At 42.2% G+C, this 23056-nt stretch carries 16 protein-coding genes and 1 pseudogene; 2 read left to right on the forward strand and 15 right to left on the reverse strand.

Annotated elements, in window-relative coordinates; translation table 11 throughout:
* Positions 1 to 19: 19 nt before the first annotated feature.
* From HMPREF9447_RS29030 to HMPREF9447_RS06890, 6 genes and pseudogenes are all read right to left on the reverse strand, one after another.
* Positions 20 to 118, reverse strand: a pseudogene (locus tag HMPREF9447_RS29030) (WxcM-like domain-containing protein); the annotation flags it as partial.
* 12 nt (positions 119 to 130) lie between these two features.
* Positions 131 to 1444: a UDP-glucose dehydrogenase family protein gene (locus HMPREF9447_RS06870; protein ID WP_009128977.1), complete on the reverse strand. Its 1314-nt coding sequence runs from the start codon at positions 1442 to 1444 to the stop codon at positions 131 to 133.
* A 20-nt stretch (positions 1445 to 1464) separates the two neighbouring features.
* Entirely contained in the window at positions 1465 to 2517 is a 1053-nt protein-coding gene (locus HMPREF9447_RS06875) for an NAD-dependent epimerase (RefSeq protein ID WP_009128978.1), read from the reverse strand.
* Between the two features lie 64 nt (positions 2518 to 2581).
* Positions 2582 to 3055, reverse strand: a complete 474-nt coding sequence (locus tag HMPREF9447_RS06880; protein ID WP_009128979.1) for a UpxZ family transcription anti-terminator antagonist — start codon at positions 3053 to 3055, stop codon at positions 2582 to 2584.
* Between the two features lie 32 nt (positions 3056 to 3087).
* Positions 3088 to 3636, reverse strand: a complete 549-nt coding sequence (locus tag HMPREF9447_RS06885) for a UpxY family transcription antiterminator (protein WP_044137521.1) — start codon at positions 3634 to 3636, stop codon at positions 3088 to 3090.
* A 589-nt stretch (positions 3637 to 4225) separates the two neighbouring features.
* Positions 4226 to 6382 (reverse strand): glycoside hydrolase family 97 protein, encoded by a 2157-nt coding sequence (locus HMPREF9447_RS06890; protein WP_009128981.1) that lies wholly within the window; start codon positions 6380 to 6382, stop codon positions 4226 to 4228.
* A gap of 222 nt (positions 6383 to 6604) precedes the next feature.
* Between HMPREF9447_RS06890 and crcB the strand changes: the two genes are divergently transcribed.
* Together crcB and eno are read left to right on the forward strand one after the other, a co-directional pair.
* A complete protein-coding gene (gene crcB / locus HMPREF9447_RS06895) occupies positions 6605 to 6973 on the forward strand; it encodes a fluoride efflux transporter CrcB (RefSeq protein ID WP_044137812.1) in 369 nt (122 codons plus the stop codon).
* A gap of 165 nt (positions 6974 to 7138) precedes the next feature.
* On the forward strand, positions 7139 to 8419 hold the full coding sequence (gene eno / locus HMPREF9447_RS06900; protein WP_009128983.1) for a phosphopyruvate hydratase: 1281 nt from the start codon (positions 7139 to 7141) through the stop codon (positions 8417 to 8419).
* Between the two features lie 99 nt (positions 8420 to 8518).
* Here eno and bglX read toward each other — a convergent pair whose 3' ends face one another.
* The 9 genes from bglX to HMPREF9447_RS06945 all read right to left on the reverse strand — a co-directional run bounded on the left by bglX (position 8519) and on the right by HMPREF9447_RS06945 (position 23056).
* A complete protein-coding gene (gene bglX / locus HMPREF9447_RS06905) occupies positions 8519 to 10771 on the reverse strand; it encodes a beta-glucosidase BglX (RefSeq protein ID WP_009128984.1) in 2253 nt (750 codons plus the stop codon).
* Between the two features lie 72 nt (positions 10772 to 10843).
* The gene (locus HMPREF9447_RS06910) at positions 10844 to 12199 is read right to left on the reverse strand and encodes a family 16 glycosylhydrolase (RefSeq protein ID WP_009128985.1); all 1356 of its coding nucleotides are present in this window, start codon (positions 12197 to 12199) and stop codon (positions 10844 to 10846) included.
* Positions 12200 to 12384: 185 nt separating this feature from the next.
* On the reverse strand, positions 12385 to 13812 hold the full coding sequence (locus HMPREF9447_RS06915) for a hypothetical protein (protein WP_009128986.1): 1428 nt from the start codon (positions 13810 to 13812) through the stop codon (positions 12385 to 12387).
* A gap of 31 nt (positions 13813 to 13843) precedes the next feature.
* Positions 13844 to 15436 (reverse strand): RagB/SusD family nutrient uptake outer membrane protein, encoded by a 1593-nt coding sequence (locus HMPREF9447_RS06920; RefSeq protein WP_009128987.1) that lies wholly within the window; start codon positions 15434 to 15436, stop codon positions 13844 to 13846.
* A gap of 22 nt (positions 15437 to 15458) precedes the next feature.
* Positions 15459 to 18674: a SusC/RagA family TonB-linked outer membrane protein gene (locus HMPREF9447_RS06925; protein WP_009128988.1), complete on the reverse strand. Its 3216-nt coding sequence runs from the start codon at positions 18672 to 18674 to the stop codon at positions 15459 to 15461.
* Positions 18675 to 19064: 390 nt separating this feature from the next.
* Positions 19065 to 20066 carry a metallophosphoesterase family protein gene (locus HMPREF9447_RS06930; protein ID WP_044137523.1) on the reverse strand — a complete coding sequence of 334 codons (1002 nt, stop codon included), beginning with the start codon at positions 20064 to 20066 and terminating at the stop codon, positions 19065 to 19067.
* Between the two features lie 2 nt (positions 20067 to 20068).
* The gene (locus HMPREF9447_RS06935; RefSeq protein ID WP_009128990.1) at positions 20069 to 21187 is read right to left on the reverse strand and encodes a formylglycine-generating enzyme family protein; all 1119 of its coding nucleotides are present in this window, start codon (positions 21185 to 21187) and stop codon (positions 20069 to 20071) included.
* Positions 21188 to 21205: 18 nt separating this feature from the next.
* Positions 21206 to 22189 (reverse strand): hypothetical protein, encoded by a 984-nt coding sequence (locus HMPREF9447_RS06940; protein WP_009128991.1) that lies wholly within the window; start codon positions 22187 to 22189, stop codon positions 21206 to 21208.
* A 63-nt stretch (positions 22190 to 22252) separates the two neighbouring features.
* On the reverse strand, positions 22253 to 23056 hold the full coding sequence (locus HMPREF9447_RS06945) for a hypothetical protein (RefSeq protein ID WP_148374784.1): 804 nt from the start codon (positions 23054 to 23056) through the stop codon (positions 22253 to 22255).

The following is a 23056-nucleotide window of genomic DNA, read 5'->3' on the forward strand; positions in this document are numbered from 1 at the left end:
AAAATCTCCGTTGCTACCTTTCAAAAGATATCTGCCTAAATTCTTCTGCAAAAGACAGGTTACCTCGCTTATCTAAGAATTTAGGCAAATCAATAACTTTAGCATCTGAAACTTTCATAGGTTCTATTTTTCATTTTCCTATACAACTATATTCTATCCCCGCCTCTATCAGTTCTTTCTTCTCATATATATTTCTTCCATCAACTACCACAGCCTTTTTCATCGTCTTCTTCACTACCCCCCAACTCGGCATCCTAAACTCCTTCCACTCCGTCACCAGCAACAACGCATCCGCATCCAACACCGCATCATACATATCCGTAGCATAAACAACCTTATCCCCTATCCTACGTCTACATTCATCCATCGCAATCGGATCATAAACCTTCACGTTTGCGCCAGCCCCTATCAACTTATCAATCAACACCAACGCCGGAGCCTCTCTCATATCATCCGTTTCAGGCTTGAAAGCCAAACCCCATAAAGCAATCTGTTTACCTTTCAAATCCCCATTATAATGCTTCAATAACTTCTCAAAAAGAATGCTCTTTTGCCTCTCATTCACCTCTTCCACAGCTTTCAACACACGCATCGGATAACCATTCTTTTCAGCAGTCTTTATCAATGCCTTCACATCCTTCGGAAAACAAGAGCCACCATATCCACAACCGGGATACAGAAACTTACTGCCAATACGACTATCCGCACCAATACCTTTACGAACCATATTCACATCAGCACCAACCAATTCACAGAGGTTAGCAATATCATTCATAAAGCTAATCCGTGTAGCCAGCATAGAATTAGCAGCATACTTTATCATTTCCGCACTCGGAATATCAGTAAATATCAGCCGATAATTATTCATCATAAAAGGCTTGTAAAGACGTTCCATAATAGCCTTGGCCTTTTCCGATTCCACACCTACCACCACACGGTCAGGCTTCATGAAATCATCCACTGCATCACCTTCTTTCAGGAACTCAGGATTGGAAGCCACATCAAATTCGATCTTTACATTACGCTTATCAAGTTCTTCCTGAATGGCCGACTTTACCTTTTGTGCAGTACCCACCGGAACCGTACTCTTAGTCACAACCAGCACATACTTATTCATATTACGCCCAATGGTACGCGCAACCTCCAACACATATTTCAAATCAGCACTGCCATCCTCATCAGGAGGAGTACCGACCGCACTGAATACAACTTCCACTTCATCCAGACATTCCTTCAAGTCTGTCGTAAATTTCAGACGACCAGCAGTATAATTGCGATGCACCATATCCTCCAAGCCCGGCTCATAAATGGGAATAATGCCTTTCTTCAGATTTTCTATCTTACTTTCCTGCACATCCACACAAGTCACGTCAATGCCCATCTCTGAGAAACAGGTACCTGTCACCAAGCCAACATAGCCAGTACCAACTATTGCTATTTTCATATTATCTTAGTTACTATTGATTACAATTGATAAAAAGAACGATACCAGTCTATCGTTTCCTGAACTCCCTCTTTAATCGGCTTGTCAGGCTTAAATCCTAACTCATTTTGCAAAGCCGAAGTATCCGCATTCGTTTGATAAACGTCTCCCGGTTGCATCGGAAGATATATTTTTTCTGCCGGATGACCGATCGCTTCTTCTATAGCCTGGATAAAATCCATAAGTTTCACCGGATGCGAATTACCGATATTATATATTTTGTAAGGAGCGGTAGAAGAACTGGGATCAGGAGCCTGAGCACTCCAATCAATATCAGGAGCAGGAATATGGTCTATTACACGAAGAACCCCTTCAACAATATCATCAATATAAGTAAAATCACGCAACATATCACCATTATTGAAAACCTTTATCGACCTCCCGTGCAACATGGCATCGGCAAAAAGGAAAGGTGACATATCCGGACGCCCCCAAGGACCATAAACCGTAAAGAAACGCAAACCGGTAGAAGGAATACCATATAAATGGCTGTAAGTATGAGCCATTAATTCATTTGATTTCTTTGTCGCTGCATAAAGACTCACAGGATGCGCTATACTGTCTTTTTCCGAAAAAGGAACTTTTCCGTTCAGACCATAAACACTACTGGAACTAGCGTAAATCAAATGCTTAATTCCATAATGGCGGCATCCTTCCAGTATATTCAAAAAGCCATCTATATTACTTTCCACATAAGCATAGGGATTTTCTATAGAATAACGCACTCCTGCCTGGGCCGCCAAATTCACAACCATGCCAAAATGTTCATTGGCAAAAAGCATCTGCATCGCCTGTTTGTCCTCCAAACTCATGCGGATAAACCGGAATTGCTCATATGTATTACTTTGAACAAACCTATACCAGTCAACAGCACTTTTATCAATGCCTAAAGTCCCCAAACGCCCGTACTTCAGATTGACGTCATAGTAGTTATTGATATTATCAAGCCCCACCACCTCATCTCCGCGAGAGAGCAGGCGTCTACAAACATAAGAGCCAATGAAACCAGCAGCCCCCGTAACAAGAAATTTCATATTAAATTAAGGATAAGTATGAAAGAACAAACACAACAAAGAGATCAGCTATAGACTTATCAGTCTACAACTCTGTGTTTGCATGCAGATATGAATCATTTTCAACATTCTGCAATTCATCGGAAATATTTTGTTGTTCAGTAGTTAACGAATCACCCCAGCCGTTCATAATCTGATGAGCTTCTTGCGCCAATTCCTCATCAAATGTCTCCCCATAGCAAGCCACTAATAGTTGACATTTCAATAAAGAATCCGAAATTTTTCCAAGAACTTTCCCGCTACGGTCCAATATCTCCTGAACTTTCTCTTCTTTATCTCCATGATTATAGATCGTAGCACTATAAGCTTTCAGAAGAGTGACACAAAGGGCGGCTTCTTCATCATCATTCCCGGTTTTTTCACCGTGCAAAGCTTCCGCCTGACTATATACTTCTGAATTTAATAGATATAAACGATCGGCATAAATGGGTTCACCATCCATACCAAGATAAAGAAGCTCATGCGTGAGTTGACGCAAAGCATCGATTTGAGACTTCATATAGTTATGAATTATAAATTAAAAACTATGAATTATTCTTCGGATATAGGAACAATAAGGGAGGGATGAATAAAGGTAGTGGCTACTGCCATAACTCCCTGGATAGATACGACGACACGACGATCGCCTTTTACTCTGACAAATACGCCTTCAACGCCTTCAAAAACACCACCGGTGATGCGAACACGATCCCCCTTCTGCATAGAGTATTCTGTTGGCGGCAAATAAATGACTTGCTGGTCGTAAGAACCGGCAATGGCTATAAAATGGCGCATCTGAACTTCGGGAATAACGATAGGTTGCCTGGTTTCACGATCCATGATGTAACGAAGAGGAAGAAGAATAGCATTCTCTTCTTTTATTTCATCGATCTTCTTTCGCGTGGCACGGATGAATATCAAATTATGTATCGCAGGAACAAGCTTACGAATCCTCTGCTCCCTTCGCATCACATACTCATAACGCATCGGAATGAAGTTTTCGATATTATTCCGGTCCAGAAACTCTTTCAAAGCAAGCTCCCGGCTATAGGTAATACGCAAAGCGTACCAATATATTTCTTCGTTATTTGATTTGTTCACTTTAAAGGTGTTCAGAAAAGGATATTCCTTGGGGACACCGGGGGAAAGATACCCCTTCCGGTTAAAACGTCAATTCGTGATGGCGAATTTAATACGTTCAATGGCCAAGATTTGATCTCCCTATCGCAGGAAGTGCAAACAGACGCTCTTGAAGACTGAAAAAGCTGATTTAACAGGAAAGACACAGTTTTCGACTTCTTATATGCTGTAAAAGAACAACTTAAGTATCAAATTGCATACCAATCGTTCATTTAACGTGCGCAAAGATAAGAGGGATTTTCGAAAGAACAAAATGTTTTCATAAAGAATTCCTAAATACATCCCCATAAAGCAGATGTTTACACCGTAGAGAGCGATGTTAATGGCCTGAATTCAAGTTATAAATGTGACAAATCAGCCATCTACAAACTCTTAACAGCTTGTCGACAAACTCTTAATTCCTTGTCAACAAACTCTTAACTCCCTGTTGACAAGGTATTGAGAGTAAAAAAAATGCCCCGCAAGAACCCTGCGGAGCATATCTAATACCTAATAAAAAAACTCTTTCTACCCTAATTTTAGGGATTTTCTCAATCTGAGACTATATTTCTTATCTCCATTTCTTCACAGCCTTCTTGTCTGCCTGTGTAGCTTCAATCAGACTGAGAGCAAAACCGCCACTACGAGCTAGCTTCACTGACATCTTAGTCTTGCTTGTCACAATACCTTTCTTTATCTGATAAGAAGTAGGATTCTCTTTGTAATCAGCATCATTACCATCAGCATAAAGAGTAGCTACATATTGTTTGCCCGGTTCCAGAAAGTCCAGAGTAAAGTTGGAAGTACGAGCATTCTCATCGGTAATGCCGCCTACAAACCAGTTATTTGTACCCTTTGCCTTACGAGCCGCCGTAATATAATCACCCGGTTCTGCTTCCAGATACTTACTGTCGTCCCAATCCACAGCTACATCCTTGATGAATTGGAAAGCATCCATATGCTTCTCGTAGTTCTCAACCAAATCGGCAGCCATTTGCAACGGGCTATACAACGTTACATAAAGAGCCAACTGCTTACAAAGAGTAGTCTGTACTTGTCCGTGAGGTTTATCTCCCATGAATTCCAGTTTTGTATCGAAAATACCCGGAGTATAATCCATCGGACCACCAATCAGACGGTTGAACGGAAGCAAAGTTGTGTGGAAAGGTTTGCTACCGCCGAATGCTTCATATTCCGTTCCACGAGCAGACTCGTTACCAATCAGGTTAGGATAAGTGCGACAAAGTCCCGTAGGGCGTACTGCTTCATGAGCATTGACGCAAATCTTATAATCGGCAGCTTTGGTCACAGCATAAAGGTAGTGGTTATTCATCCACTGACCGTAATGATGTTCGCCACGGGGAATCATATTGCCTACATAACCACTCTTCACAGCATTGTAGCCGTTGTCTACCATAAACTGGTAAGCTTTATCCATGTGGCGTTCGTAGTTGCGCACGGAAGCGGAAGTTTCATGGTGCATCATCAGTTTCACGCCTTTGCTCTTGGCATAGTCATTCAGCATCTTCACATCAAAGTCAGGATACGGAGTCACAAAGTCGAATACATAATCTTTGGAGTGGCCGAACCAGTCTTCCCAACCTTCGTTCCAGCCTTCCACCAATACTTGGTCAAGACCATTCTCGGCAGCAAAGTCAATGTAACGTTTCACATTTTCATTAGTAGCACCATGCTTACCATTGGGTTTGGTCTTGTTGTAATCCGTTTCACCCAGTTTTACGGAAGGAAGATCATCCGTATAAGCCCAAGTGCTCTTACCGGCAATCATTTCCCACCATACGCCTACATATTTCACCGGTTTAATCCAGGAAACATCTTCGTAAGCACAAGGTTCGTTCAGGTTCAGTGTCAACTTGGAAGCCAAAATATCACGAGCGTCATCACTTACCATAACCGTACGCCACGGGGATTTGCAGGGAGCTTGCAGGTAGCCTTTGTATCCCTGCGCATCGGGAGTCAGCCAAGATTCGAAGATAAAATTCTTATCATCCAGATTAAGATGCATACATGAGTAATCAATTAAAGCTGCTTCATGCAGATTGATATAAAGACCATCGGCGGTCTTCATTTGCAAGGAAGTCTGTACGCCTGTCGGAGAGAAAGTGGTTTGTGAAGAGTTAGGAGTTATGGCTCCATCCATCAGACCACGGATTTCAGAGAGTTTAGACTCTGTATAGTCATATTCCTGCGTATCATAATCGCCCGGTATCCAGAAAGCGGTATGGTCGCCAGTCATGGCAAACTGGGTATGTTCTTCCTTGACAACGAGATAGTTCATATTCTTGGATAGCGGAAATTCGTAACGGAAGCCCAAACCGTCATCATAAAGACGAAAACGGATAATCATATTGCGGTCTTGCGCCTTTTGATTCAGCGTCACAGCCATTTCGTTATAATGATTGCGGATTTGTTTCACTTCACCCCATACCGGTTCCCAGGTTTCATCGAAAGTGGAAGTCTTGGTATCTGCCAGTGTAAATCCATTCATCAGTCCTGGATCATCTTTCAGCTCCAAACCGAGTTTAGAGGGTTTGATAACAGCTTTGCCTTTGTAGGAAAGTTCATAGATCGGTTCACCTTGTGCATTCACTGAAAAGTTCAGTTGCAGTTGTCCGTTTGGAGAGGTAATGCTCTCAGCCATTGCCCAATTGCTCACAAGCAAAAAGAGCAAGAGACAAAACATTTTAATTACTTTCATGTTTTTCATGATTTGAATTATTTTAGAATGATAATCGTGATGCAAATATAAGGAGGAAAAGGTATGCAAAAGAAGGAATAAAATGAAAATATAGATGTTTTACCGGCAAACGTTTGCATAACAGGTTTACTTTCTGATTTTTAAGCACAAAGGAGAAAAATAGGAATATAAACCCCATATAAATGAAAAATTGTACCTTTGCGGACATTAGAAGCAGAATTGATAGATAAAATGAAAGAATTGATATACGTTTTTCTCGGTGGCGGAACGGGCAGCGTACTCCGCTACTATGTGCAGGAGCTTCTGCACGAACGAATCATCCCCTACTCTTTTCCATGGGCGACGTTCACAGTCAATATCCTTGGGAGTTTCCTGATAGGATTGTTTTACGCCCTCTCCGCACGCTTCAACATCTCTGCTGAACTGCGTTTGCTATTGACTGCCGGTTTCTGTGGCGGATTCACCACTTTCTCTACCTTTTCCAATGATGGACTGACTTTATTAAAGAGCGGATTTTACGGTACATTCCTATTATATACTTTAATAAGCATTACACTGGGAGTGCTGGCGGCACTGATAGGAGGAATGATTGCTAAGTGATGAGTGACAATCTACTAGTAACAAGTACCTTTCGGTATGATAACGCTACAACTTGTAGCTTGCAGTTTTGTAGCCCTCAGCTTACAAATAATATAAATTACTTCTGAACAAAAGCCGATTGTTTCTTGTTCCCTATTTAAAATAATTACAAACAATATCACAATTATGAAAATAGAAAAGATTATCGGACGTGAAATCCTCGATTCAAGAGGAAATCCCACAGTGGAAGTAGATGTAATGCTGGAATCAGGCTTTATGGGACGTGCCTCTGTCCCCTCCGGTGCCTCTACCGGTGAACACGAAGCTTTGGAACTCCGTGATGGCGACAAACAGCGTTATGGTGGTAAAGGCGTATTGAAAGCTGTAGAAAACATCAACGACGTCATCGCTCCGAAACTCATTGGAATGTCTGCCCTCGACCAGATGGGTATAGACCATACCATGTTGGCACTGGACGGAACTAAAACTAAATCTAATTTAGGTGCTAATGCCATTCTCGGCGTATCCCTTGCCGTAGCCAAGGCAGCAGCAGCCTATCTCGATATACCTCTGTACCGCTACATTGGTGGTACTAATACATATGTGATGCCCGTACCGATGATGAACATCATCAATGGCGGTTCTCACAGTGACGCTCCCATTGCTTTCCAAGAATTTATGATACGCCCTGTAGGTGCAACCTCCTTCCGCGAAGGTTTGCGTATGGGTGCCGAAGTGTTCCATGCTTTGAAGAAAGTATTGAAAGATCGTGGTCTGAGCACTGCCGTAGGTGACGAAGGTGGTTTCGCTCCTAATCTGGAAGGTACAGAAGATGCTTTGAACAGCATTATCGCCGCCATCAAAGTTGCCGGATACGAACCGGGCAAGGACGTCATGATTGCCATGGACTGTGCCTCTTCCGAATTCTATAAAGACGGTATCTACGACTATACCAAGTTTGAAGGCGAGAAAGGTAAAAAACGTACAGCAGATGAACAGATTGACTATCTGGAACAACTCATCAACCAGTTCCCCATCGACTCCATTGAAGATGGTATGAGCGAGAATGACTGGGAAGGCTGGAAAAAACTGACCGACCGCATCGGTAACCGCTGCCAATTGGTAGGTGATGATCTCTTCGTTACCAATGTCGATTTCCTGGCTATGGGCATCGAGAAAGGTTGTGCCAACTCCATCCTGATTAAAGTAAACCAAATCGGCTCCCTAACCGAAACTTTGAATGCCATAGAAATGGCTCACCGTCATGGATACACTACCGTAACTTCCCACCGTTCGGGTGAAACGGAAGATACAACCATTGCCGACATTGCCGTTGCTACTAACAGCGGACAAATCAAGACCGGTTCATTGAGCCGTTCCGACCGCATGGCAAAATACAACCAGTTGCTCCGTATTGAAGAAGAACTGGGTGCAAATGCAGTTTACGGTTACAAACGTATCAAATGAACCACCCAAAATTGTTAGTAGAATAATTATTGTATCAACAGCAAGAGGGGCGAACCATCACGGTCCGCCCCTCTTCTTCTTTAACCTTAGAATCACCAATCAATCTATTACCTTAAAGAAAACTTCCTCTCCGGATTGGCTATCGGGAGCTACCCAAAGACCGAAGTCTCCAGGTTCTGCAACCTTAGCCATATCAATGTTCCAAAATGCAAGTTCACTAATGGGAAGTTCGAACGAAACATTTTTCTTTTCACCCGGTTTCAATGTTACACGAGTAAAACGTTTCAGTTCTTTCACCGGACGGGTCACGGAACCAACTTTATCTTGTACGTACAATTGAGCTACTTCCGTTCCTTCATATTTACCTGTATTCTCCAAATCAAATGTCACTGTCAACACATCATTCTTCTTCAATGCAGCAGAGGAGAGTTTGACATTGCTATACTTGAATGTGGTGTACGACAAACCGTAACCAAACGGGAATAAAGGATCAAAACCAGCATCCATATAGAAGGAAGTGCATCCCAATGATGTTTGTCCTGCCTCAACAGCAATGTCATTCAGCAAAACTTCATTGCGTGTAGCCGGACGACCAGTATTGTTATGAGCATAATATACAGGAATTTGTCCTACCATTTTAGGGAAGGTCACCGGTGTTTTTCCACTCGGAACAGCTTTGCCCCAAAGCAAATCAGCCAGCGCAGGTCCACCCATTGTACCCGGATGGAATGAGTAGAGAACAGCAGCAGATTCTTCCACTTCTTTACCGATAGTCAACGGACGGCCTGCCATCACGACAGTCACTACAGGTTTGCCAGTCTTAGCCAAAGCTGCAATCAAGGCTTTCTGGTCTCCTTGCAAATCAAGGTCGGCAAGGCAATGAGCTTCACCTGAAAGGATGGATTCTTCACCTACAAAGGCCAAGATGACATCTGCACGTGAAGCGGCCGCGGCTGCCTTTGCCACGCCTGCCGGATTCTTCTCGCGGCTATATGCCAATCCCGGTTCATAAATCACCTGCACCTTATCGCCCACCATTTTCTTAATAGCATTCAGCGGAGTTTGCGTATGAGCCTTTTCACCATCAAACACCCATGTACCCATCTGCTCATAAGGTGCATCAGCCATAGGACCTACCACAGCAACAGTTTTCACTGATGACTGTATCGGTAATACCTCCTTATCATTCTTCAACAGGATAGCAGATTCTATAGCCGCCTGCTTAGCTGCCTCCAAGTGAGAAGGAGCATACATGACGGATGGCTGTTTCTCATCCACATAAGGATTGTCAAACAATCCCAAACGATACTTAATGCGCAGGATATTGCGTACAGCCTCATTGATAGTGCTTTCTTTCACCTTTCCTTCTTTCACCAATGTAGGCAGTTCTTTCACAAAAGTATAGCTCACCATCTCCATATCAACTCCTGCATTAACCGACTTCATAGCTGCTTCTTTAGAGTCAGCCGCAAAACCATGACTTATCATTTCGCTGGCGGAAGCCCAGTCCGTCACTACCAAACCATCAAATCCCCACTCACCACGGAGCACATCTTTCAGGATAAATGCATTTCCTGTAGAAGGTACTCCATCGTTATCATTGAATGAAGTCATAAACGTAGCTGCACCTGCCTTGGTAGCAGCTTCGAACGGTGGCAGATAGACATTGCGCAGACGACGTTCCGGGATAAATGTGGAATTATAGTCACGTCCGCCTTCGGCCGCACCGTATCCCACAAAATGTTTGGGACATGCAGCTATTGATGTAGGATTATTCAAAGAGTCACCCTGAAATCCTTCTACCATGGCGGCACCCATCACAGCGGTCAGATAAGTATCTTCACCACATCCTTCGGCAATACGCCCCCAGCGAGGGTCACGGGCAATGTCAATCATCGGTGCAAATGTCCAACGGATCCCCACAGAAGAAGCTTCGATAGCCGCCACCCGTGCACCGTCCTTTGCAACCTGCGGATTGAACGAAGCCGCCTGTCCCAACGGAATAGGGAAAATGGTTTTGAACCCGTGAATGACATCACGTGCTATCAACAAAGGAATACCCAACCGGGATTCCTCTATCGCCACGCGTTGCAACGCATTGATGCGCATCGGCTCTATCTCATTTAAAATAGAACCGACTTCACCTTTTTTAATCAATCCGCTCATATCCTCAATGTTACCGTAAGAGGATATTTGGTTCATCTGACCAATCTTTTCCTCAAGAGTCATCTTAGATAACAGAGATTCTACTTTTTTCTCGATTGCTGCATCACCTTTGTTAGTTGTCACCTGCGTACAAGAGACAAAAGGCAACAGAAGCAAGCAAGCTGAAAAAATCTTTAGTGTTTTCATGGATAAACCTAATTATATGTATTATTACCTATTTCATTATAAATTTTTTATTCATATCACTAATTACTTAGTTTACTTTTTTTGGAATACGCGCACATAATCCACCTTCATGGTTATAGGTAATGCGCTCTCATCCACACCTTTGTATCCGCCCCAATCACCACCCCATGCAAGGTTGAGAATAGGATAGAAATTGTAGGTGAACGGCCACACATTTTTACCCGTTCCTTCATTTCTAAACGTCATCAATTCTGTTCCGTCGACAAAGAATTTCAGATAATCGGGTGTCCACTCACAAGCATAAACGTGATATTCCGATTCTGCAGTACCAATATTACGGGATGCTGTTTTTTGAGTATTGATTGTATGGTTGTAAGCTGCACAATGAATGGAAGAAGATACGATATTCGGGTCAGCACCGACTTCCTCCATAATGTCAATCTCACCACAGCCCGGCCAAGGATTGGTGGAGTAATTGTTATTCACCGGCATCATCCAGAAAGCAGGCCATGTGCCCTTACCCTTTGGAAGCATGATGCGAGCTTCAAAATATCCGTAAAGCCATCCTTCATTCACTTTGGCATAAACACGTCCTGAATAAATCTTATCGTCGGAACCCTTAAAGCAGTTTATACTCAATTTGCCATCTACCAATTCCGTCACACGCTTGCCGCCAGCCGAACCATTCACATATTCTTGTAGTTCATTGTTCACCCAACCGGGCTTTTGCACTTCGTGTGTCCAGTCACTACCAAGAGTCGTACCTTCGTTAAACTCATCGTGCCAAACCAGACGGTAACCTTCGGGAGTATTGATATCACGGTCTTCAGCCGATTCTTGAGTCACGCTTATCGTTATCTTCTCTATGCCCGACACAATATCCAATGTTCCATTCCGGGAAGTCTTGTTGTCATTCGGTTCTGTCTTAACGGTCACAGTTTTGCTATCCGTCTTTTCAGCCTTTATCCAGCTATCATTAGATTTCACGCTCCAGTCTCCCGTAGCCACAACAGATAATGTAATGTTCTCGCCACTGGAATTAGAGTAGATCTCACGTTGTGAAACAGACATTGGAGCCTCCTGCGTCACGGGTATCATGATACGTTTTGTTCCTGACTTTACAACAACAGAACCATTACGATTAGTCGTTTCCTTATTTGCTTTCACAGAAACAATAACCTGTCCCTTAGTCAAAGAAGAATCCAACACCTTAGCAGTCACCCAGAAGCTACAATCATCACTGGCAAAAGCTGTCCATTCGCCACTGTTGCAAGTAACATTCAACGTATACTCCCCTTCTGCTGCACCTGCTTCCACTTTTTCAGGCGAACATGTCAATGTAACATTATCAGGTTGCGGATCATTATCGCTGTTTCCACAAGCAATTAATGCTAAAAATAGTAAAGACAAAATATAATTATACTTCATTACTGGTATTTTTTACTACAATAATACTCAATTGTTGAATAGACTGAACTATAAAATTTCTTTCTGCAATGAAAGAGGTAGAATGAAATCTCAAAATTCATAAGATAACACCCTCCCCCTTCCATTTACAGAGAAGAAAATCTGTTTTTTAATATTATTCAACTTCTGAAACAGGTTGTTCAACCTTATTTCTTAATGATTGTGACTTCACTAATCGTGATAACTGCATCTACAGGAGCTCCACCAAAACCGAAAGTCAACTTCAATTTCGGAGCATCCAGCCCACCGGAGAGTTGCTTATTTTCTGCTTTGAAGACAAAATCTCCGGCAGGAATTGTTTCTTGTACAGCGAAGAAGTAATTATCATCGTTACCATCTTGTGTCAGTTTGACAATCATACCCGGTAACTTGACACTCGTTTTAATCTTCACGGAGAAATCCACAACATCATCAGCCGTAGCCGAAAGCTCTGTATGAAGATGCCACTGAGCACGCCATATCTCGTCAGCAGACGTTTCTACAGGAACCACAATCGTGTGCTTGTTACCTTCGTGAGTGATTTCCGGATTGCAGTCTATTGGAGCCCAACTATCATCACCCCAAAAGGTCTCGTCAGTGAAGGCCTGACTCTCGTCTACCGCTTTCCAGATATTGCCGGCATCATTATAATCAAACGGAGTTGCTACTTCTTTGGGGATTTCGGTTCCATCATCATTGGCATGATCCTTGAGAACAAAACTTTCGATGCTGATTTCCGTATTCGCCACATTACCTCCAAAGTCAAATACAATCTTAGTATTGCTAAAGTCAGTTATCGGATGCTCCTTAGCATCTGTGGTATAAATTTCCAAATCAGATCCATACAAGGCCTTCGGCTCCCCGGCTTCAAGTGCAAAATTCTTATCCATAAGAATAACATTGTCATCATCAGCCTTACAAATCTTCACCTTCACATTATTATGCGCTGTGGTAGATGTCATGATAACAGAGAAGTCATAGTGCTTGTCGGCAGGAATAACCAGACCGGTATTGATTGCCATCTGAGCCTGCCACTGTTCAGTCGTAGCGGTTGGGAGAGTAATAGTATAAGTTCCCTTAGATAAAACACATTGAGGAGCAGCTATCATATTCCATCCCGGAGCATACCAGAATGCAGGATTATGTGCCGGATTATCATTATTACCGGGGTTATTCGGAAGTTCCAGTCCTTTGAACAAATTATAGTTACTATCTTCTACGAAGCCACTGAAACCATTCATCTTGGTCTTTTCCACAATAAAAGTTTTCGCAACAGCACCATCGCTAAATCCATTCGCATTCTTCACTTTACATTCTACCGTATATGAGCCTTTTTTACGATAATATTTTGAGAAGTTAAATGCCGACGAATAAGATACACCGTCAATGATCCAAACCGGAGTAACTCCGGGAGCGGAAGTGAATTCAAAATTGGCATAATTGGTGGTCTGATCTACAGTCACTTTAAAGTTATCGGCATAATCCGATGCCTGAGGGATATTACCATTGGCCCCCGTAAATTCTTCGGGCGAACATGCAGTCATTGCAAAACTTGCAACCAACACCCCTGCTATATATTTAAAAATATTTTTCATATCGTTTATTCTTTAAAAGAGTTAAGGGAAACTATTTATAATTGTTCTGGACCAAAGCCGGGTCGGAATCCAACTCACCCTGTGCGATAGGAATATACTTCTTTTTCAGAGTCCAAGAATTGGTACGATAACCATATTGATCGGGAACAAGTGCCTTAGAAGCCTTATTCTTATCCAATGCTTCGCTGATACCTTCGGCACGTACAAGATCCCAATAGCGTTTACCTTCTCCCACAAATTCAAGGTGACGTTCATTGAGGACATCGTTGACAGAAATATTGTCAAGTCCCGTCAAGCCAGCGCGAATACGTACTTCATTAAGCCATCCTTTTGCCTCACCGCTTCCGCTACCACCCGTGCGAAGAGACAACTCTGCTGCATTAAGTAGAACTTCTGCATAGCGATAATAGCGATAGTTATTATTATAATTCAGATTCTTACTGGTAGTACCGTTTTCATTGTTTTTATCAAACGGACGGTATTTTGCCAACCAGATATGAGTATCTTGATAACGTTCTGTGTATTCTACTCCACGAACATCCCAGCAAGTAGCATCACGACGCTTATCTGTCGCCGCAAACATCCCGTAAGTTTCAAGACGTACAGGCATGAATCCCCAGCCATCCTGACCTTTTCCCCAGCCATCACCACCGGGCCAATCTTTAGGAGAAATCAGAGTCGGAAGTACCGTACCACCAATATTCAATGCAGCTTCTCCCCAGTCACGTTCTGAAATAGAATGTTCGTAATTGATTTCCCAAATAGATTCGTTGCACCATTCGCCACTCGTCTCCCAGATATTAGCAAAATCAGGATTCAAGTGAAAACGAGGGTCAGCAATAATCTCTTTCATATAGTCAAGAGCTTTCGAGAAACGACTATTGTCATTCTGATACATCACCATTTCAGCATACATCATATAGGCCATAGCTTGTGTGACACGCCCAAACTGCCCCGGATCATCTACGTCATTGCCTGCTGCATCTTTCTTCTTGTAATACTTCATCGGCAATGCTTTAGAGTCAATCACTGCTTCCAGCTCGGCAATCAACTGACCGTAAACCTCATCAGCTGTGAACTGCGGGGCCGTATAAGGAGGCTTCGAAAGATTCTCAAGATAAAAAGGTACATTGCCGAAATAATGCCACAGCATATTATAATAGAACACGCGCAGACAGCGGGCCTGCATCTCATAGCTCATGCGATTTTCCGCCGTAACGTCTGTAGCCCAATCAAGATATTTCAACACATCATTACAACGCTTCACGCCCGAGTAGTCGATTGTCCACAGTGAACTGAGCGTATTGTTCTCATCACCTTCATAATTAAACAGTTTGTGCCAGTTCTGCATATCTGCCTTATTGGCACCACCTACCCAGAAATCGTCGCCCATGATTTCGGCATCAATGTTTAGAGCATTGTATTGATTCAATCCCCAGTCTGGCCAATGGATAGGATCATAAGCTGCAATCAGAGCTTCCTGAATGTGAGCATCCGTTGTATAGTACTCTTCCAATGGTTCACCTTTAGGATTGTCCACCTTAAGGAAATCATCACTACAGCCTACGGTAAACACTGTAGCGGCAGCCATAAAGCCTATTGCTAATATTTTTCTTGTTTTCATATACTCTAGTATTTTTTTAAGATTAGAATGAAACGTTTACACCCACAGTAAATGTACGAGCTTGTGGATAGACACCGCGATCGATGCCAAGAGATTTTATACCTTCAGGACCTGAAGCGATTTCAGGATCGAAGCCCCAATACTTGGTCCAAGTCATGAGATTCTCAGCCTGCACATACACACGCAGACGTTCGATAGTAAGCTTACGAGTAAGAGTCCTAGGTAATGTATACCCCAAAGTGATGTTCTTAAGGCGAAGATAAGAGCCGTCGCATACATAAAGGTCGGATACCAGCCAGTTCTGAGAATCACCGAGAGCCAGGCGAGGATACTTATTGGAAGTTCCCTCACCGGTCCAACGATCCAACATCCATGTAGGATAGTTTCCGGCGGAAATGTCAGAACGATAAGTACCATCGAATACATCGGCACCTGCCACGCCTTGGAAGAAGATGTTGAAGTCAAAACCCCTCCAGTCAGCATTGAAGTTCAAACCATAGGTCCAGTCGGGAGTACCATTGCCTATATTAGTGCGGTCATCAGAAGAAATCTGACCATCCTTATTTACGTCAACAAAACGAACGTCACCGGGAACAGCATTCGGCATAATCATCTTGCCATCCTTATTCACATAAGCGCGAACCTCGTCTATATTCTGGAAAACACCATCAGTTTTATAACCAAAGAAGTAAGGAAAAGCCTCACCATTAGAGCCACGTGTTCCACCACCGGAGAATCCCTGAATACCATCCAGATCAATGTAACCGGTATCATTACCCAAATTCTTCAGCTCATTCTTAAGATAGGTGGCATTACCTTTAATCGCAAACTTAGCGTCAGACACATTCCATTTATAACCAAGTTCAAATTCAAAACCGCTGTTCTGCATGTCGCCCACGTTACCCAGAGGCTTGGTTTCACCCACATAACTCGGAATAGGCATTGTGATAATCATACCATTGGTTTTCTTTATATAATAGTCGGCACTGAATGTCAAGGCACTGTTAAAGAAAGCCAAGTCGATACCCAAGTCAGTCTGTTCACTCTCTTCCCACTTCAAGTCGGGGTTTGCCAGACGCTGAGCCTTAGAACCATTAAACTTGGTGGCTGTTTGTCCGAAAAGCACATTGTTGCCCATAGCTGTCAATGAGGTGTAGCCGAAGTCTTCAATATTGTCATTACCGTTCTTACCCCAACTGGCACGAATCTTAAAATTAGACAACCAATCACGTGTGCCTTCCATAAACGCCTCGTTCATCACGTTCCAGCCTAAAGATAGGGACGGAAATATACCATATAGATTGTTTGCACCAAAGCGACTGGAACCGTCACGACGTACAGTCGCTTGGAACATATAGCGTTCTGCATAGTTGTAACTGAGACGGGCAAAAAGTGAAGACATTCTATGCTCCGTGTAAGGACCACCGTAAACACCATGCTGAACAGTAGAACTGACAAACTTACCCGATTCAGGATCTGTAACAATAACAATGCTTCCCGTAGCATAATCTATAGAAGGTTTATCAGAATTTACCAGATTCCAACGGCTTCCACCAAGTTGTTCGCCCTTATACTTAAAAGCGGACTGCCCGAGTACAATGCCGAAACTGTGTTTGCCTATTGTTTTGTCATAAGTCAACGTATTTTCAATCTGCCAGGTAACATTCTGTGCCTTAAATGAAGCAGCACTGGTATGCGATGCATTATTGTTACCGGAAAGATAGTAAAGAGTCTTTGTTGCCTCGTCATTACCCCAGAAACCCATGTCGGCACTGTAACTGAAGTGATACTTCAAATTATCCCACAACTGCAGATCAAGAGAAAATTTAGGAACAAACTTATGTGACCAATTCTTCTTGGGATTCAACGTCATCATAGCCAATGGATTGTTCATTTCAGCATAAGAGCCACCAGGAACAGTGTACACATTACCATTTTCATCACAAGGCAATTCATAAGTGGGGTAAGCAGCTATTTGCTTTTTAGCAGCATCACCCGTCAAAGTAGGAGTCAGAATGGGAGACAGATAAAGAGCAGATCCCAAAACCGAACCAAATTCAGAGTTGGCATTGATTCCAGTGGAGTGCGTACGCATATAAGCAATGTTCACACCCAAATCCAATTTATTAAGGAAACTACGCTCTTTAGAAGCATCGATCAAATTGTACTGAGTATTCGAACGAATTGTCAGACGATCATAATTAGACTGACCGTAGTTACCTCCAACAATACCATCTTGTGAAAAATATCCCAATGACAAATAATAGTTCACTTTTTCAGATGCACCACTAATGGTCACATCATGGTTTACAACTGGGGCATTATCATTAAAAACAAGATCCTGCCAGTTCGTACCAAAACCTTTTATCTCATTTCCCATAGCATCTTTCAGATTGTAAGGGTCAGCATAAAGAGGAGCCTGGCCACCATTCACATACTTCTCGTTCTGCAAGATGGCATAGTCTGTAGCACTTGTCACATCGCGTTTTTTCCATGCACTCTGCCAACCATAAGAGAAGTTGTAATTGATTTGAGCTTTGCCCATTTTACCTTTTTTGGTAGTCACAAGGATGACACCATTGGCAGCACGTGCGCCATAGATAGCACCGGAAGCGGCATCCTTCAGCACTTCTATAGATTCTATATCGTTCGGATTCACAAAGTCAAGGCCACCTCCAATAGGCATACCATCCACAATGTAAAGCGGGTCACTATTATTAATAGTGCCGATACCACGAACACGTACACGAGGACTTTCGCCGGGCTGACCAGAAGAAGAAGTGACATCCACACCAGCAGCCAACCCCTTCAATGCATTATCCATGCGGACGGGAGACTTTCCGGCCAAGTCTTCGCTACTTACCTTGGCAATAGAAGCCGTAACCACACTCTTCTTTTGTACCCCGTAACCTACTACTACTACCTCATCCAACGCTTCCGCATCTTCCTGCAACACGATTTTCAACTCATGTTTACCATTTACCGAAATCTCCTGTGATTTAAATCCTATATAAGAAATAGAGAGGATTGCGTCGGAAGGAACCGACAAGGTAAATTCACCGTCTATACCGGTGATTGTTCCTGTAGCGGCATTACCCTTCACCACCACATTTACTCCAGGTAAGGGTTCGTTATCCGTACCGCTTACCACCGTACCTTTTACCTGTATATTCTGAGCATATACAGAAGCTAATAAGGTAAAGCTTAGTAAAAATAAAACTGATAATAACTTTTTCATAAGTTTCACTAAATTAAGATTAACAATTCTCGGTTTCGTTCTCATTCGAACACTGCAAACATATGATAAATGAATAGAAAAGTAACCTGAAGTATCCATTCTTAAATACGTCAATTCAAAAATCAGAATACGTTATCAATACGTCAGCAACGAATAAACCGCTGTAAATCAAAAGAATTAGAATACTTTCATCCAATACGTCATCACATGTTATAAAGCATAAAACACTATTTTTCAATACTACAGTAACATATAAATAAACGAAAATACAAAGGAAGTTAATACCAGAAAAGTGTGTTTACAATAATTTCAGAAGGTATATCAATAAAAAAAGTTCTCTCATATCATCAGTAGATAGAGAGAACTTCTTATCATTATTAATATAAGTATCTATTTAGCTTTCTTTTTTCCTTTTTGGAAACTATCCGGGAATGTTATCTGGTTGATAATCTCTCCGCCACGTAACCGTACCCAAGTATCAAAAGTCTTTTGATTCTCTTTCAGTACAATCACGCGTGCACCATTTGGGCGCAGATGGTTATAGATGGTATTGCCTCCGGAGAAGCGTCCATAAGCCAATAATATGTCTTTGTACATCACTGCAAAGTCATTATCGTGATCGTGTCCACAGAAAGCAGCTATCACATCTCCTTGCTCCTTTATGGCAGTAAACATACCGGAATTAAGCCTTGGACAGCTCACTTCCTCTCCTTTCGAACCCAGCAACGGACTCTTCCCGTCAGCCTCAGCCAATGCATATTCAGGCAAAGGAATATGAAAGAAAGCAAGAGATGGAAGAGGAGTTCCACCATTATTCTTAGTAAAGCTCTTACTCTGCTCACGATACCAATTGATTTGATCAAAACGGAACCAATCATATCCACCGATTCCCTCTAATTTAGGACGAGCATGAGAGTCCATACAGTAAAAGACTGCTGCTGTTCGATATCCATCACTGGACATTACCGGTAAAGCATAATCTGGACTAAAGACACCATTGCGATCGGGCTGTATATTATAAGGCATAGCACTGATGATATCGTAGATTTCACTCAATGTACAATCAAACTGTTCATCGTGATTACCAAATACGACAGCAAACGGAATCTGACGTTCCGAAATGCAAGCAAATAATATCGGTAAGATTTTTGCTACTGAAGCTGAATAAACCAAATCTCCTGTTATCATTACAAAGTCCGGTTTTTCAGCATCCAGCACTTCCTCCATGCATTCTATAGCCTTATTTGAGGCCTTTTTTCCCCACTTATAGTGGAGATCTGTAAACTGCACAATTTTAAACTCTCCATCGGAAGAAAAATGAAGAGTAGGTTTTTGTGCATGACCAACAAAAGCCATGCACAGAAATAGGATACAAATAGTAATATGTTTCATTGTTACATACTAAGATCCAGCACCAATCGTAACCCTAAGCTCCTCTCACGTGTATCCTGCTCCACTCTACGACGGAAAGCTACGCGGAGGTTATCAACCGATTCACTATCCCAGGCACCACCACGACGCACGCGGTTCTTATCCTGTTTAGAGCCGATAGGATCAGAAACATCTCCCTTAGGATAGTCATTTTTATAATCCATACAGAATTCCCACACATTACCACTCATATCATAAAATCCAAGCTCATTGGGTTTCTTCGTTTTTACAGCATGTGTAGTATTTTGGCTATTAGCATAATACCAGCCCACTTCGTCCGCATTAGCACTTCCACTATATTGTGTAAGCTGAGTTTTGTTTCCACCACGGGCTACATATTCCCATTCCGCCTCTGTCGGCAAACGGAAACGTACTCCTGTCAATTCATTCAGTTTCTTAATGAAAACCTGACATTCATCCCAACTTACCATTTCTACGGGCTTATTAGGATCTTGGAAGGTAGAAGGATTGCTATCCATAACATACTCCCACAGTGCCTGTGTTACTTCCGTTTCGCCCATATAAAAGTCTTTCGTAATCTTTACCCAATGAACAGGTTGCTCATCTTTGTCCGCATTCTGTTGTTCGGGAGTAGCTCCCATTTTAAACATACCCGCCTTCACGAGCAGCAAGTCAAAATTCACGGGCTTTTTAGTTTGCACTCCAATAATATTCGCCTGTGGTTTAAGTTCTACGGTAATTCTTGGCTTCAAATAGTTCTCACCCGGCTTTGTCACTGTCATGATATACGTAGACTTTGACTTCACACTCTCAAAATCGCAACGTAAAGGGGTGAATTCCGTTGTCTTAATAGTAAGCCAGTTAGAGCCTGCGGGCAGATATACCCAATATTCTCCTTCCTTATACTCAAACTTTACAACATCACCCTCAAATTTGGCATCCTGCACAGCCAGTCCCACTTTAATCAAAGCACAAGGGTCTCCATTCAAGTCAGGAACCTGATGTACCTGAGCAGCTAAATCTGATGAATCAACATGAAAATCGCTCATAGTCAACTCTTGTGCATAGAGCGAGCAAAACGAAAAGCACAGCAAAATTGCTGCAAAAAAAATCTTTTTCATATAAATTGGTTTCTATTATTATGGTAGTTTAACGTCTGAAAATCCGAACACATTTTCTCCCATAGGTTGCCAGGTTCTTACCTGTATTTTAGGCTGTTCTTCATTTGTGAAATCCCAAATCAAAACAACCATACCCTCATCATGATAAGTCGATGAATACCAGTTCTGCCGCAATGTCACTGCATAATACTGAGGTTTTGCACCATTACGTTTAATCTCATAATCATCGAACTCCACATTGATATAGCCTTTATATTTTTCACGATCAAAAACACGGCGCAGACTTGCCAAATACTGTTGTTTGTTCTTCTGGACATATTCCACTTTTGTTGCATCTGCCAACCCTACTTCACTTTTTTGCCTTTGCATAACCACCTTACCAGTAATAATCAATGCGTCATCACTGAAGATATCTTCCATGAATTTAAGATTTTTATCATTATAGGCCTTTCTGAACTGTTCGCACCAGTGAATAATTTGCAGGCGACGATCCACATCATTCAACCGAACGCCTTCTTTCAACAATTGCTGGTACTGCCGAGTTTCCATAGCAAAATTAAAGTCAATAATCCGTCCAGAGGTATTAAAGTCAATACAAATTTCCTGATACTTAGACTTTTGAGTATCAAAAGCAGCATCCAGCGGTTTCATCTCCACACCAATATTTCTTACCTGAAAACCACGCAAACTTCCATTGCTCCGCTCCAAACGAACACAATGCTCTACAATATCACTATCCATCGTACGGAAATGAACATTGTTCCAAGTCATCCCGATACTCTGCGAAGCCAGATTGTCTATATCAATTCCACTATAATTGATGTCGGAATTACCAGACTCAGCAGCATTAATAGCAGTCAACAAACTCACCACTTGTTGTTCCATCTTCGTTTTTAAAGCACCAGTCGAAATACCATCAGAAAATTCAAAAAGTACCTCATCCTGTGCGTGCAAAAACATGCAACAACTCAACATCCAAAAAGCGAATACTATTTTTCTCATATTACTATAACATTACTATTTATATATATTCAAGCAGCATTATTTCCTAAACCCAATATTACCTTATTTAGAAAATTCAAACCATACTGCACCTTTGCCTTTACCAAAATAATTATCCAATGAATCGTACTGGCGGGTTCTGAAATTAACCCGATCACTGGTACCCGGTCCCAGAATAGTCACTAAGCTTTTATCTGCATCATTTTCAAGTATAACCCAGAAACACTCTGCTATATTCTTGCACTCATTATATGTACCAAAACGTTTCACTTTATAATCTACCTTCATGCGGTTAAGCACACTTATCACTCCCTGCAAATTAGGCTTCGTCAACATCTCATTCACAGCTTCCTGCTGCCATTCTACCAAAAGGGGTATCGAAGCGTCAGAAGAAGATTCCGATGCCACAGTTGATTCTGTCACAACGGGTTCAGATACTGCAGGAGTTGCAACAGGTTCAGAAGTTTCGACTGGTTCAGGTGCTGCAATCGGCTCCACCTTCGACTCCAATGGCGCAGCTTCCCCTACAGGTTCAAACGGAACATAATCCGCTTTATTTACGTAAACAAAAACACGCATATTAGTGCCACGCTTTCCTTTAATATATTGTGCCTTCGTCAATCCCTGTTCCGTAACTTTACTTTCAGGAGGCAGCTTTTTGTCATTAATATAGTCATTAATATAGTTGGTCAACATCAAAGTGGCAGCTTCACGGGCCTCTTCTTCAGTTTCCATAGTAGATTCGGCATAGAAATATCTTCCGTCGCGCTTAATGTCGTTTATTTGCTTCGTAATACCCGAATTTTGCGCTAAAGCCCCCATAACCGAAAAGCAGCCTAATAGCAGCACCAGAATTCGTTGTTTCAT

The sequence above is a fragment of the Bacteroides oleiciplenus YIT 12058 genome (genome assembly GCF_000315485.1).
In the GTDB taxonomy this organism is placed as follows: Bacteria; Bacteroidota; Bacteroidia; order Bacteroidales; family Bacteroidaceae; genus Bacteroides; species Bacteroides oleiciplenus.

What these genes read in the sequence shown, in the direction of transcription:
- HMPREF9447_RS06870 (WP_009128977.1), bottom strand. Translation starts at nt 1,444, where the DNA reads ATGAAAATAGCAATAGTTGGTACTGGCTATGTTGGCTTGGTGACAGGT.
- HMPREF9447_RS06875 (WP_009128978.1), bottom strand. Translation starts at nt 2,517, where the DNA reads ATGAAATTTCTTGTTACGGGGGCTGCTGGTTTCATTGGCTCTTATGTT.
- HMPREF9447_RS06880 (WP_009128979.1), bottom strand. Translation starts at nt 3,055, where the DNA reads ATGAAGTCTCAAATCGATGCTTTGCGTCAACTCACGCATGAGCTTCTT.
- HMPREF9447_RS06890 (WP_009128981.1), bottom strand. Translation starts at nt 6,382, where the DNA reads ATGAAAAACATGAAAGTAATTAAAATGTTTTGTCTCTTGCTCTTTTTG.
- crcB (WP_044137812.1), top strand. Translation starts at nt 6,605, where the DNA reads ATGAAAGAATTGATATACGTTTTTCTCGGTGGCGGAACGGGCAGCGTA.
- eno (WP_009128983.1), top strand. Translation starts at nt 7,139, where the DNA reads ATGAAAATAGAAAAGATTATCGGACGTGAAATCCTCGATTCAAGAGGA.
- bglX (WP_009128984.1), bottom strand. Translation starts at nt 10,771, where the DNA reads ATGAAAACACTAAAGATTTTTTCAGCTTGCTTGCTTCTGTTGCCTTTT.
- HMPREF9447_RS06910 (WP_009128985.1), bottom strand. Translation starts at nt 12,199, where the DNA reads ATGAAGTATAATTATATTTTGTCTTTACTATTTTTAGCATTAATTGCT.
- HMPREF9447_RS06915 (WP_009128986.1), bottom strand. Translation starts at nt 13,812, where the DNA reads ATGAAAAATATTTTTAAATATATAGCAGGGGTGTTGGTTGCAAGTTTT.
- HMPREF9447_RS06920 (WP_009128987.1), bottom strand. Translation starts at nt 15,436, where the DNA reads ATGAAAACAAGAAAAATATTAGCAATAGGCTTTATGGCTGCCGCTACA.
- HMPREF9447_RS06925 (WP_009128988.1), bottom strand. Translation starts at nt 18,674, where the DNA reads ATGAAAAAGTTATTATCAGTTTTATTTTTACTAAGCTTTACCTTATTA.
- HMPREF9447_RS06930 (WP_044137523.1), bottom strand. Translation starts at nt 20,066, where the DNA reads ATGAAACATATTACTATTTGTATCCTATTTCTGTGCATGGCTTTTGTT.
- HMPREF9447_RS06935 (WP_009128990.1), bottom strand. Translation starts at nt 21,187, where the DNA reads ATGAAAAAGATTTTTTTTGCAGCAATTTTGCTGTGCTTTTCGTTTTGC.
- HMPREF9447_RS06940 (WP_009128991.1), bottom strand. Translation starts at nt 22,189, where the DNA reads ATGAGAAAAATAGTATTCGCTTTTTGGATGTTGAGTTGTTGCATGTTT.
- HMPREF9447_RS06945 (WP_148374784.1), bottom strand. Translation starts at nt 23,056, where the DNA reads ATGAAACAACGAATTCTGGTGCTGCTATTAGGCTGCTTTTCGGTTATG.